Origin of the sequence: Streptomyces sp. NPDC060035 (assembly GCF_042736635.1) — a bacterium.
Taxonomy (GTDB): Bacteria; Actinomycetota; Actinomycetes; order Streptomycetales; family Streptomycetaceae; genus Streptomyces.
This window is the reverse complement of sequence record NZ_JBHWVO010000023.1, coordinates 102,973-115,553: the sequence shown is the minus strand read 5'-3', so window position 1 is coordinate 115,553 and position 12,581 is coordinate 102,973. Positions and strand designations below refer to the sequence as shown.

The 12,581-nt window shown below is 68.3% G+C and carries 5 protein-coding genes and 4 pseudogenes; 2 read left to right on the top strand and 7 right to left on the bottom strand.

All coding sequences use genetic code 11. From position 1 onward, the window contains the following. Positions 1 to 188: 188 nt before the first annotated feature. Together ACFWBQ_RS29720 and ACFWBQ_RS29715 are read right to left on the bottom strand one after the other, a co-directional pair. Positions 189 to 1,188, bottom strand: a pseudogene (locus ACFWBQ_RS29720) (IS5 family transposase). A 172-nt stretch (positions 1,189 to 1,360) separates the two neighbouring features. Continuing rightward, a complete protein-coding gene (locus ACFWBQ_RS29715; RefSeq protein WP_385502272.1) occupies positions 1,361 to 1,732 on the bottom strand; it encodes a hypothetical protein in 372 nt (123 codons plus the stop codon). Between the two features lie 379 nt (positions 1,733 to 2,111). Here ACFWBQ_RS29715 and ACFWBQ_RS29710 point away from each other — a divergent pair. Continuing rightward, positions 2,112 to 3,319, top strand: a pseudogene (locus ACFWBQ_RS29710) (IS701 family transposase). Between the two features lie 117 nt (positions 3,320 to 3,436). Here the strand turns inward: ACFWBQ_RS29710 and ACFWBQ_RS29705 are convergent. From ACFWBQ_RS29705 to ACFWBQ_RS29695, 3 genes and pseudogenes are all read right to left on the bottom strand, one after another. Next, positions 3,437 to 3,958 (bottom strand): annotated as a pseudogene (locus ACFWBQ_RS29705) (SUKH-4 family immunity protein); the annotation flags it as partial. 1,181 nt (positions 3,959 to 5,139) lie between these two features. Beyond that, positions 5,140 to 5,847: pseudogene (locus ACFWBQ_RS29700) on the bottom strand (transposase); the annotation flags it as partial. A 4-nt stretch (positions 5,848 to 5,851) separates the two neighbouring features. Further along, complete coding sequence (locus tag ACFWBQ_RS29695; RefSeq protein ID WP_385502271.1) at positions 5,852 to 8,938, bottom strand: patatin-like protein; 3,087 nt, start codon at positions 8,936 to 8,938, stop codon at positions 5,852 to 5,854. A 225-nt stretch (positions 8,939 to 9,163) separates the two neighbouring features. Between ACFWBQ_RS29695 and ACFWBQ_RS29690 the strand changes: the two genes are divergently transcribed. Then, complete coding sequence (locus tag ACFWBQ_RS29690) at positions 9,164 to 9,433, top strand: hypothetical protein (protein WP_385502268.1); 270 nt, start codon at positions 9,164 to 9,166, stop codon at positions 9,431 to 9,433. 287 nt (positions 9,434 to 9,720) lie between these two features. Here ACFWBQ_RS29690 and ACFWBQ_RS29685 read toward each other — a convergent pair whose 3' ends face one another. Together ACFWBQ_RS29685 and ACFWBQ_RS29680 are read right to left on the bottom strand one after the other, a co-directional pair. Further along, positions 9,721 to 11,088 carry a M64 family metallopeptidase gene (locus tag ACFWBQ_RS29685; RefSeq protein ID WP_385502266.1) on the bottom strand — a complete coding sequence of 456 codons (1,368 nt, stop codon included), beginning with the start codon at positions 11,086 to 11,088 and terminating at the stop codon, positions 9,721 to 9,723. A 189-nt stretch (positions 11,089 to 11,277) separates the two neighbouring features. Next, complete coding sequence (locus tag ACFWBQ_RS29680; protein ID WP_385502264.1) at positions 11,278 to 12,579, bottom strand: alpha/beta fold hydrolase; 1,302 nt, start codon at positions 12,577 to 12,579, stop codon at positions 11,278 to 11,280. Between the last annotated feature and the right edge of the window lie 2 nt (positions 12,580 to 12,581).

Below are 12,581 nucleotides of genomic sequence, written 5' to 3'. Positions count from 1 at the left end.
ACGCGAGCGCCGAATCCCGCGGCTCCTGCCGGTTGAATCGGTGCACGAACCGCTCGTGCACCGCACTCAGTTCCCCGGCCCACAACCTGACACCAGCAAGGTTCCCACCCATAACCAGACCAACGACGAAGCTGGCCACCAGTCACAGCAAACACCGTTGCAGTACTAGGGCCTGTATTGGGTCGTGATCATTGAATAGCTGCGGTGAGGTCCTTGACCCAGATCATAGAGGCGCGGAGGTGGAGAGCGGCGAGGTAGCTTTCCGGCGTCTTGTCGTAGCGGGTCGCGATGCCCCGCCATGCCTTGAGCTTGTTGATCAGACGCTCGACGGTGTTCCTCTCCTTGTAGAGCTCGGCGTCGTGGCCGACGGAGCGTCCTCCCATGCGGCCCTTCTTCTTCCGGTTGGCGGCCTGGTCCTTTTCTCCGGAATGACGGCCTTGATCCCGCGTTTGCGCAGGTAGGCGCGGTTGCTGCAGGACGAGTACGCCTTGTCTCCGGCGACCGCGTCCGGCCGGGTGCGGGGACGGCTGACGGGCCCGCGGACCCGCACCTTGTTCAGGACGGGGATGAACTGAGGACTGTCGGCTGCCTGCCCAGCGGTCAATACGATAGCCAGCGGCCGACACCTGCGGTCAACGGCCAGGTGGACCTTGCTGGTCTGTCCGCCCCGGGAGCGTCCCAGGAGAGCGGCCTTCAACCGGAGCTTGCGTCTGCGCCTCACCAGCCGAAGTGCCTGGCGTCCGGGATCGTCGTCGGCGTCCTGTCCGTTTCGTCCTTCACCAGCGCCCCCTTTGACCTGGGCTTCTCCTCGGCGGCAGCCTTCCCCATGGCGTCGAGCACGCCGGGATCGAGGTACATCCCGGCGGCATCGTGGTGGGCACGGGCAGTGGTGGAATCCACGCTGACTAGCGACAGGTCGACCTCGCCCCGTTTCGCGGCCTGAGCTATCAGCCCTTCCAGCAGGGCCTCGAAGACACCGGCGTCCCGCCACTGCCGGAAGCGATTGTGGACGGTCGACCAGGCGCCGAACTCGGCCGGCATCTCCCGCCACTGCGCTCCCGAGCGAAACTTCCAGATCACGCCCTCGAACTGCTGCAGCAGCCGCACCGGGTACGGGCCGTACTCGCCGATCGGCAAGTACGGCTCGATGAACTTCCACTCTAGATCCGACAGTTGTGCTCGCGTCATGCAAGACGACCTACAGGATGGAAGGTTGCCGCGAGCAGGAAACCCGTAGATCGATCACGCTCCGATACAGGACCTAGAGACCATGGCCCTCAACCGCTGGCTACGGGGGAAGACATTGCGGGGGACGGGGCGACCGGAGCGGGAGAATTTCTGGCTCCGGGTTGTCAGCGGGTCAGCCGGCCTGCGCCTCGAAGCCAGCGTCCTGGCAGTACTTCACGACGCGCCCCAGCGCCTCCCCGTCACTGCTCTTCATCGCCGCCACCGTCGCCTCCCCCAGGGTTCGTCCTCCTCCGACCGCCTCGTCCCGGAGCGGTTCCATCGCGAGGAAGGCATCATCGACGATGGCCCCGACCTCATCGAACCCCGCCGACTCGGCCGTCTCCTCGCCCACGGCGTCCCGCGTCTTCTGCCACGCCCCCAGCTCCGTGCAGTAGCTCTCGCGCTGCTCGGTCAGCCGCTGTTCGCTCTTGCCGTCTGACGAGGAACACCCTGCCGTCACCGCGATCAGAGTAAGTGCCGGGACGATCGTCCTGATCAATTGCACCTGTTGCTCCCACCCAGCTGAAACTGCGCCCGAACCGGTCACCCACAACTCCGCAGCAGAATACCCACGTCGGGCTCCGAACCGTCCTACTGAGGGCTGCGGAACCTGCCGACCGACACTTTCGAAAGCCGGATGCCGGTGGCGCTGACCAGGGCCTGTTTGAGTTCCCTGTCGTCGCCCGAAGGGCGGCCTCGCGGCGTCTGTGCGGTGCATCGCTGCGCGGCCGTTTCGCCCTCGTACTGAACGTACTTGGGTGAAGCGGTCGTGCGGCGAGGTGCCGTGCGAGGCGTCGCGAGGCAGGCGGGGAACTCAATACAGGCCCTAGTAGGGCTTTGTTACGTGTCTGGGCAAGCGGTCGTCTTGGTGGTTTCCTGCTGGTATGAGGACAGATGAACTCGCCGCGTGCCGGGGTCGGTTGGAGGAGTTCGCCGGGGAGGTGTTCGCGCCGTTGGCGCGTGCTGACCAGCGGGTGAAGGGCGGGCTGTATCTGCGGGGCCTGCTGCTGGACGGGCGCCGGAAGTCGATACAGCCGATGGCCGGACGGCTCGGTGTGGACCATCAGCAGTTGCAGCAGTTCATGACGTCGTCGACCTGGCCGGTGGACACGGTCCGCACCAGGCTCGCCCGCCGGGCGGTGGCAGTGGTGCGGCCGCAGGTGTGGGTGGTGGATGACACCGGGTTCCCGAAGGACGGCACGTCCTCGCCCGGGGTGGCCAGGCAGTACTCCGGCACCCTGGGAAAGGTCGGGAACTGCCAGATCGGGGTCAGCGTCCATGCCGCGTCCGACACCGCTTCCTGCCCGCTGTCCTGGCGGTTGTTCCTGCCCGGCAGCTGGGACGGGGACGAGGCTGCCGACCGGCGGGCCCGCTGCCGGATCCCCGAGGGCGAGCATCACCGGCCGAAGTGGCAACTCGCGCTGGACATGCTCGACGAACTGGCGGCTGTCGGACTGCGGCCGGCGGTGCTGGTCGCGGACACCGGCTACGGGGCGAACGCCGACTTCCGCCACGGCCTGGAAGACCGCGGCCTGGCCTACGCACTGCAGGTCAAGGGCGAGATGACCGCCCACGCCGAGACAGCCGAACCCTACGAGCCGCCCTACGGCGGGCTCGGGCCGCGTCCGCTGCCCCGCTACCGCACCCGGCCGGTCAGCCTGCGCGAACACGTCCTGGCCGCAGGACGCGACAGGACGGTCGCGGTCACCTGGCGAAAAGGCTCGAAGGCCGCCATGTCCGCCCGCTTCGTGTTCCTGCGTGTCCGCCTCGCCGGCCGCCGCCCGAAACCCGCCCCGGACGGTGTCATCGGTCTTCGGTGGCTGATCGCCCAGTGGCCCGAAGGCGAGAACGAGCCGGTCAAGTACTGGATCTCCAACCTGCCCGCCGACCTTCCCGCCCGTGATCTCGTCCGCCTCGCGAAACTGCGCTGGCGCATCGAACACGACTACCGAGAGCTGAAGACCACCCTTGGCCTCGACCACTTCGAGGGCCGCTCATTCACCGGCTGGCACCGCCCGTCACCCTCGTCACCGCCGCCCACCTCTTCCTGACCGAACAGCGGTCCTGCCCAAAAGTCCCTGCCAGGGCCTGACCCTCTACCAGGCCCTGGACCTCCTCCAACACCTGTTAGCCACCTGGACCGGCACCTGCCCCACCTGCCGACAACCCACCCCATGGCAGACCTACGACACCACCTAACAAAGCCCTACTAGTAGAGCCAGCGGTCGAGGAGCTCCGGCCGGATGAACCCGAGGTTGCCCTCGAAAGATGCTGGATCGATGTCCTTGAGCTTCCCGGCAAGGCCGGCCAGCTCGGCGAGAGCCTCCTCTTCGTCGTCCTCGGACAGGCACTCGGCTGGTCCGTCCGGCTCACGGAGGAGCTGCGAGCCGGTGACGTGACCGCCATAGCAATGCAGCGTGCGGAGCCAAAGTTCGATGGACGAGTTGGCGAACCACGCCTCTCCGGTCGGCATGACGAAGTAGACGACACCGCTTCCTGGTTCGACGCCGAACGATGACGGCGGCTCGGTCGGAAAATCGCGATCGCGGTGATGTGTCAGGCAGTAGAACGCGGACCCGGACGTCGTTTCCAGGACGGGTTCCGGCTCCCCTTGAAACGTGACTTCCTGGATCACGCGTGGGGTCACGGGAACGCCGACCTCGGCCAGCAGTACCTTCGGGCTTTCGGGGATCCGCCAACCGGACACAACCACAGGATCAGCGCGCGTGACATGTCCGGTACCGGCTCATCCGGCGAGCTCGTCGTACGTCACCATCGGAGAGTCCTCTACCGTCGGGCTGTGAGCAATTGTCACCAATTGTGGCTCGGGTTGCCCGTCCATTGAGGTGGGGACTGGTCACGTGTGGGCGGCGATGTCAGAGTTTCAGCGAGTCGATCGACACCGAAGCCGCTGATCAGAAGGCGTTCCTTGCGGTTACCGGTGAGGAGTTGGCTCCAGTCGACGAAGCCGCCGTCGGCAACTTCCAGGTAGTGGTCTTCGACACCGGCGTAGACCTTGAAGCACATGCCCGTGTAGTAGCCGCGTCCGGTCGTCCGGTCGGGGTCCTCGAGTACGGCAGTGCCTGGTAGCGCGGCGAGGTCACCACGTATCCATTCGATGACCGGGCGGCTCGCATCGTCCAGGCAGGTGAGCCGGATCTGTGTGAGCTGCGCCCCGACGGCGGCCAACGCCCGGGCAGCGAACCGCAGGTGTTCGGCCAACTGCTGCTGTTCGAAGGATCGGTTGCCGGTATCTCGACCGGCGGTCACTAGACCGAATATCTGGAAGTGGGCGAGCATCCCGGGATCGCTGAAGTGCTGTGCCCGAGTCACTCTCTGACTGGCCGCCAACTTGACCGGCACTTTTGAACGAGGATCGACGGCCAGGGCCGGAGAACGACGCAGGGACGCCTCCAGGGCCAATGCGTTCGTCGGGTCAGCGGCAACCTCGCTGCCGCGAACCGTTGCGATCACCTTGCGCGGATCGACGGTCGCGACGGCCGAATGAGCTGCCAGAGGCAGGACAGGGGCAAGCACGAGAATCTCGAAGTCGTCGGGCAAGGCGGATACCAAGGCGTCCTCGGTGCGGCGTAGTGCGCTGAAGCTGGTCGGCGCCGGTGCTACGAACCGATCGTTGCGGTAGCGCCGCATCACCTCCGCCGGCGAGAGCCGGTCCGCTCGGCGCCGGAACACCTCAAGCAGCAGGGTGGTCAGATCGCCACCGGACATACCGTTGCTCAGCAGGTCCAACAGCTCCGGGCCGCCAGGCCGTCCCAGTACTCGTCGTAATGCCGGGTTGGCCGGAGTATCTCGATGGGGATCATCACGCCTCATGAGTAGCGAGTATCGACGTAAGGGTTTCGGCCTGCCCAGGGGTTTTCTGGCATGCCGCCGGTCACGCCGCTGCGGACTCGGGGCTTCGACGAGGCAGCCGCGTTCGAAGGGTGCTCCGGCGCGGATGAGGCCGACGAGGCGGGGTGGGTTCACGGCGCGCCAGCGGGCCTGGGCGGACTCGATCAGCTTGAAGACCATTGCCAGGGCGGAAGCGCGGGAGCTTGCGCCCCTGGTGACCTTGGTCCGCAGCCTCACGGTGGAGAAGGTCGACTCGATCGGGTTGGTGGTCCGCAGGTGGATCCAATGCTCGGCGGGGAAGTCGAAGAACGCCTGTAGATCGTCCTCGTCGTCCGTGATCCGTTTGACGACCTTGGGGGACTTCGCCCCGTAGGCCCGCTCGAAGTCGCGGACGGCCTTGGCCGCGTGCTCCTTGTCCTCGGCGTTCCAGATCTCCTGGATCGTGCGCTTGGCCGCGCGCTGGGCGGATTTCGGGAGCGCGTCGAGCACCGCGCGCACGCCCGTCACCACCAGCACCGCGGCATTTGCCTCCTCCAGGCGTATGCGCAGGTGGACGCCGTCCGCCCAGACGTACACCAAGTCCGTGGCGGACACGTCACGGACCACGAAAGCGGTGTGACCTGCCTGCCACTGCGCGGCCAGCCGCGTCACCGTCGTGGGCGAGAGGCAGGTCGAGGAGCCGAGGAACTGTTCCGGCGCGGGCACGAAGTCACCGGATGGCGGGCCGTGCAGGTGGAGCAGCGGCAGCACGTCGGCCTTGCGCGCCGACGGCTCACGTGTTGCGCCGCGCGCGTGCCGCGCGGAGCGAATCGGTCACCATCCACACCGGCGGGAGCAGCAGGAGAACGACGACTACGGTCCACAGCCAGGGGTGATCGCTCAGATACGGGACGGCCGTGTCGCCGAGCCATGGGAAGAGATGGTCCCCTGCCGGCCGGATGAATCCGGCCAGGGCGAGCACCGCGACCGCCGCGACGGCCAGGCCGGCGACAAGGGTTCTGATGCGTTTCGAAGGGGCGGTGAGCGAGAGAAGGACAACACCCCCCAGCACTGCCGCGAGCCCCAGGATGCCGATCAGGGTGATGGTGCTGGTGGCGGCGATCGCGCCGGTGCCGATGAGGAGCATTCCGGCGGCCAACGGCTTGCCGCCGATGGCTTCTGGGCGGAGTACCTGATGGGTGAGACGCAGGGTTCTGCTGACCGTTCCGAACAGCGGCCGGAGCGACTTCCACCGGGCGGTGCCGGCCTCGATGGCGTTCGAGACCACCGCGGCGCTCTGCACGATGGTGCGAGTGAGTAGCTTGGTGCCGCGCTCGTCGGCGAACGTCTCACGGGAGATCTGGCAGGCGCCGAGGAGGTCGGCGGCGCGGTCCGGCGGAAGCGGTCCATTGCCCGCCGGGCCTTTGGTTGCTTCCTCGTAAGCGGCGAGAAAGGCGTCGGCGCTGTCGGCGGTTCCCTTCTTCGTGTCGAGCTTGGCCTGCCGTGCCACGCAACTCAGTTCCTCCGCGGCGATGATTCGCTGCAATCCGCTCGCCACCCACATGGAGGTGACCGGGAGGCTGGCAGGCAGGTCCGAGCGGCTTCCGGTGGCCGCCGTGAGGAAGGTCAGTTCTGCCGGCTTCCCGTCGGGGAAGGGAACGAACACCCCGGGGGGCGGCTCGCTGCCCGCGATGGACAGCAGCGTTTCTTCAAGCTTTGCGCCGAAGGTGTCTCCGAGGTCGTTGGCGAGCCGCGCCAGCAGCCGCGGGAACAGCAGCACGTGAACGAGCCAGCCGGCTCCGTCCAGGCGCCCCCACATCCAGTCGTTGGCGCGCCATGAGCTCTTGTAGAAGGCACCGAAGTGGTGGAGCTGGAGCCCGGTGAGCTTCTCCTCGGCCAGGCTTCGCGTGTCGAGCAGAGTCCTGGTGTCGGCGCTCATCTGGACGAGCTCCACTGCTTGCCGGGCAGCCGGCTCGTCCGGGTACATGACTTGCTGCGCCGCCTGAAGATCGAACAGCCGGCGGGCCACTCGAGTGACGGTCTCGTCCGACAGCGAGGCTTCGGGGGCCGCACCGGTCAGGTAGACCAAGACCCCAGTGATGTCTGCGGCGGTCGCGCTCTCCGGTGGCAGGAGCTGCAGGAGCAGTTGACGCGCATTCAGGACGACACGCGCGAGAGCTCGCCACGCGTCCGCCAGGGCCGCTTGTTCGGCCGCAGAGGGCAGCTGGCTGCAGACGGCATTCCGCCATTCGTCGGATGCCGCCAGCTGGGAGATCTCGTCGGTCGGCACCGTCGCGTCTGCCGGCAGTGTCATGGAGGCGGCGAGCGCCTCGCTGAGCCTTTCGCGCATGCTTGCCGCCGCCGAGCCTGCCGGCATGGCATCGTGCACCGGTTGCATCGCGTTGTGTACCTGCGCGATGAATGCTCCCAAGGACCCGCGGACGTCAGGCTGGGGGTCCGCCGCGAAGCCGCCGCGTACCAGCCTCAGCACGGTGGCCTTGGCCCCGTCGAGCGCCGGCCTGCCGAACCGGGCCAGCAGGTTGAAAAGGTCGTCACCCGAGAGGTCGCTCGGCAGGCTCCCGGTGATCGCCGTTGCGGCCGCGGCGGCGAGCGTATCGAGGTCGGCGCCGAAACCGACGGGGCGGCCGTCCGCCGCGAGGGCGCCGGGCGAGGCCAGTTGACGTAGCGTTTCGTTTGCTGCGGCACCGGCCAGTTGTCGGGCGCAGACGGCGCGGTATTCGGCGTCGAGCCCCCCTGCGGCCAGCTCTCCGTCCTCGCCGGCGAGAAGGGCCAGGCGACTCTCCGCACGCTGCCGGGTGCGGGCTCGCTCATTGTGTGCGGCGAGGGCTTTGAGTTCGGCGGTGATGGACTGTGACTGGAGGGCGTTGACGTCCGCGAGCAGTGCGGGGCCCATTGCAGGGATGTCGTCCTGACGGGGAGGTGGGGCCATCGAGGGGGCTACCAGACCAGGGGACGGCACCACGTAGGCCAGGACCCTGCGCACCTCCCGGTCTGCGGGCCGCTCGAACACGGCCTGCAGTGCCGGACCCAGCGGACGGTTCGCCAACAGCCCGCCATCCGCACAGAACTGCGTCCGGGTATCGGTGCTCACGTAGGGAGCCATGTCCGGATGGCCGTCCCTGCCCGCCGTGCCGACGGGCACGAACGCCGGCTCGAAGGCGCCGGGGAAGGATGCGCTGCTGCGGGCCGCCAGGGCGAGGGCGTCCACCACCACGTCGGAGCCGAGCTGCTGGGCGTCGAAGGTGAACAGACCCCGATGTGTCGTGTCGCGGATCGCGGTGCCGTAGTCATCCCTGTGCGTGCTCTCCACGCCGTCGAGGAGTGTGGTGGTGATGAAGACACGAGTGGGGTCGTCCGCCGTGGTGCCTTCAGGGCTCGGAGCAGCCGGAGCACCGTTGATGATTCCCTTCAGCGCGCGGTTGAGGCCCTTCAGCAGGACATTGTCACCGTGCAGCAGGGACGGCGGGGCCTGTTCGGAAGGCTCGCGCAGCAGCGTGCTGAGCGAGCCCTCGTTGAGCCAGAGGTCGCGCAGCCCGCCCATATCCCGCTTCCGGACGTTCGACAGTCCGAGGAATGCCGCGTTGATGCCGCCCGCGCTGGTGCCGGACAGCACGTCGATGCTGACATCCAGCATCAGGAGGTCGAGAAGTTGCCGGTATTTTGCCCTCACCTGCTGGTCCGCCTGTGCGGTGGGGGCCGACACTTCCGATCTGCACGCCCCGGCCAGGAGATTCATCTCCCGAGCGACGCCGCCCATCCACACCGCCAGGCTCACCCCGCCGGTGAACGTGGCGGCCAGGCGCAGCTCGGACCGTTCGTGAGTGATCGCACCCTGCTTGTTCGCCATGTCTCTGCTCATGCCCCGATGGGACCTCTGACCAGCGACAGTCGCACCTGGGACGCGCCCACGTGGGCAGGAACCACCCGTTCTCCACGCGCGTGGGAGAAGGGGGCTGCAGCGCGGGCAAGCCCGCATCGCGGAAGACACATCGTTGTCGACGGCTCGGCATAACGCCGGCGGGCAGACGTCCCCGCCCGCCGTACGGCAGCAGCAACGCCGACCGAACAACAGGGCTTCCGTAGTGTGCTCGGCCCGTTCGGCCCGTTCGGCCCGTTCGGCCCGTTCGGCCCGTTCGGCCCGTTCGGCCCGTTCGGCCCGTTCGGCCCGTTCGGCCCGTTCGGCCCGCTCGACCCGCCGGGCCCGTGCCACCGTGGCGCGATCGTCGTCGCCGACGACATCACGGCGGCCGGTGTCGCCCAGACGCTGCAGGACGCCAAGCTCGACGGCAAGGTCCCGCTGATCGGATCCGGGCTCCCTGCGGCATCCCGAAGCTGGTCGGCAGCGGCACGATGACCGCCGCACTGTTCCGGTCGCCCTGCTGCGACGCGGTCCATGTGGCGTCCACCGTGCTCCAAATGCTCGACGGCAGGAAGGCCGACCGGAAGCCATCGAGCCGATGCCCACGTCACTCCGGAGAACGCCGACACGTACGAACCGTTCGGCGGTCGGCTGCCTGCCGGACGACGCCCGTGCCGCGCGCTTTCTGACGGGAGCACCAAGGGGAACACCCCGGCGGGCCGGGTTCATGCGTCCCGGCCCGGCGGAGTGTTCGGTGCCGCGTGCTGTCGTACCGGCGGCCGTCAGTGGTGCTTCTGGGACTTGCGCCCGGACGCCTTGACCGTCCAGGTCAGGCTCTCGGTGGCCTCGGCGAGGACCTTGGGGTCGCGGATCGACTTGGTCCGGTCCCCGGACTTGACCGTGACGGTGTGCGTCCTGCCGTCCGCGGGAATACCCAGCGCGGCAGGGATGACGGTTGTGAGCCCCTGCGCCCGCTCTATCTGGACGCCGTCGACGTACCAGCGCAGCTCCGGCGCGGCCAGGCCGGTGAGCTCGGCCTGGGAGACCTTGATGCGACTGGTCCTGAGGACCTGGCTGTCCGTGCTGACCTTGCTGCTCAGCGCGTTGGCCTCGCGGTAGAAGCCGGCGATCATGGCTTCCCGGCCGGGGAGGTTGAAGTCGCTGATGTTCAGGGCACGCATGAGGGAGTTGGAGGTCGGGCGGTAGATCCCGTAGGGGTAGTAGCTGCTGCCCTCGAACGTGCCGACGGTGCCGCCCGTGGGGTCGGTCTCGCCGAGCCAGCGGAACCACTTGGTCCGGTTGGCGGCCATCTGCTCCGTGGTGAAGGTACTGGAGTTGATGTCGGCGGGCTCGCCCTCCGACCAGGTGCCGTAACTGTCGTACGTGTACTCGTCCGCCAGCAGGCCCACCGAGTGAGCGATCTCGTGGGCGGCGATCAGACTCGACTGCGCGTTGTCCGAGGAGAGGGTCGAGACGCCGTCGAACGGGTAGCCCTCCGCCTCCAGGCCCGAGTAGCCGGCGCCGCCGTACTTGGTGGAATTGGAGACAACGATGACCAGGTCGGCCTCGGGGGCCTTCGCGGCGTAGGAGGCGACCTTGTCGATGTCGGCGCAGACCAGGCGCTCGGTGTCCGCGCACCAGAAGTAGCTGCCGAGCGCAGTGTCCTTGGTGACGTCGGCGGTGGGGTCACCGGTGATGCCGGATTCGGCGGACACCGCGTCGACGGTCCACACGTTCATCAGGCCCTGATAGCTCGAGTAGGGCTCGATGCCGGTGATGTCCGCCCACTTCGTGGCTGCGGCGGTGTGGAAGGCGTCCTGCTGGTCGGCGGTGTAGCCGTCGCCGACGATCACCACGTCGAGCCGGTTGGCCGAAGAGCCGGTCACGGACAGTTCCCCGACCTCCCCGTCCGTCGTTTCCGCGGTGGCCGCCATGCTCCTGGCAGCGGCACGGCCGGTCACCGCCTCCGTGTTGACCGGAACCTCGGTCCGCCGGCCCTCGCCGCCGGGCTCGGGGAAGTACTCGACGGTGACGCGCGGCTCCTGGGTGGGTTCCGGGTCCACGGCGACCGCGGGAGCGGCGAGGGCCGCCCCCATCATCGCCGTGATCACGACGCTCACGGATATGGCGGCAGTTCTGCTCGTGCGCATGTCAATCCTCACACTGGTGTCCAGCTCGGAAGGGAAGTGAAGCGATTACGCAGGCGTCCAAAATGTCGCCCAACTTCAGCTGGGCAGCTCTCCGTTGGTGGAATCCGTCAGACTCCGGCGGAGGGCGGGGGAGCCCGGCCCGGTGGTGTCCGCGACAGTCGTCGCGGGTCCCATCGGGCCCTTGGGCCGTCAGGCCTCGTCACGGGCCAGCCGGAGCAGCCGGTCCAGGACGGTGCGGCCGCCGGCCGCGAGTCCGTCGTGCTCGAACTCGTCCGTCACCCACGTCCGCAGGCCGCCGATGGAGCGGGCGGCACGCAGCGACTGCTCCGTGTCGACGAAGAGGTCGTCGTGATAGACGGCCGCTGCCGTCGGCACGGTGTTGCGGCCCAACCGGGCCGTGTCGTAGAGCGGTTCCCAGCCGCTGTGTTCGGCGAGCAGCCGGGCCGTGTCGCGCAACGGCCGCAGGGCCGGATGGGTCCGGAACATCCAGGGGTGCACCGACTCGCCGGTGAGCAGGAGCGGTGCTTCGTCATCCGCGAGGACGCGCTCCGGGTCGAACTCGGGGTGGTCCTCCCGGACGCGATCCGCCGCCCAGCCGGTGGGGGTGCCGTCCTGTGCGTAGATGGACTCGTGGAGCAGCGCGTACAGCGGGTTGGCGGCATGGCTGAGCACACCGGCCACCTGCTCGCCGAAGGTGTCCGACAGTCTCGGTCCTGCGGGCGTGGTGAGCAGCGCGTCCTGGAGCATGTGGTGCAGGCGGTGCGAACCGTCGCCGCGGCCGAGGAGAATGCCGAGCTGCTGGAAGGCCTCCGGGCTGAGCAGCGTGCCGTCCGGCAGGATCTCCTCGTGCTCGACGAGGTGGGCGGCGATCCGCCGGACCTCGACGACGTCCTGCGGGTAACGCGCATAGTGCGCGAGGGCCTTTCGGCGCATCCGGGGGAAGGCCGCGCGGTAGACGTCCTCGGGGCTCGCGTCGAGCCCCGGCAGGCCGCCTGTGATCAGGACGGTGTCCAGCCCATCAGGTGCGAGCGAGAGGTAGGTGACCGCGCAGAAGCCGCCGAAGCTCTGTCCCAGGACCGTCCATGGGCGTCCGCCGGTCAGCTCGGCGCGGATCAGTTCGCAGTCGCGGACGATGGAGTCGGCCCTGAAGCGGGTGAGGTACGCGGCCTGCGCCTCGGGCCCGCCCCGCAAAGGAAGGGTCTGCCGGTTGGCGGGGGTGGACCGGCCGGTCCCACGCTGGTCCACGAGGAGCACGCGGTACTCGTCCAGAGCGCGGTCCAACCAGTGTGCGCGGCCGACGGGCCTCGGGCTTCCGGAGCCGGGTCCGCCTTGCAGGTAGACCAGCCAGGGCAGGTTGTCGGGGCGTTTGCCGGTGGCGGTGACTTCGCACGCGTACAGCGTGATGTGTTCACCCTCCGGAACACGATGGTCCAGCGGGACCTCGAAGTGGTGGTCGGTCAGCACGAGGCCCGGCTGGCGGACGGTGGACATAC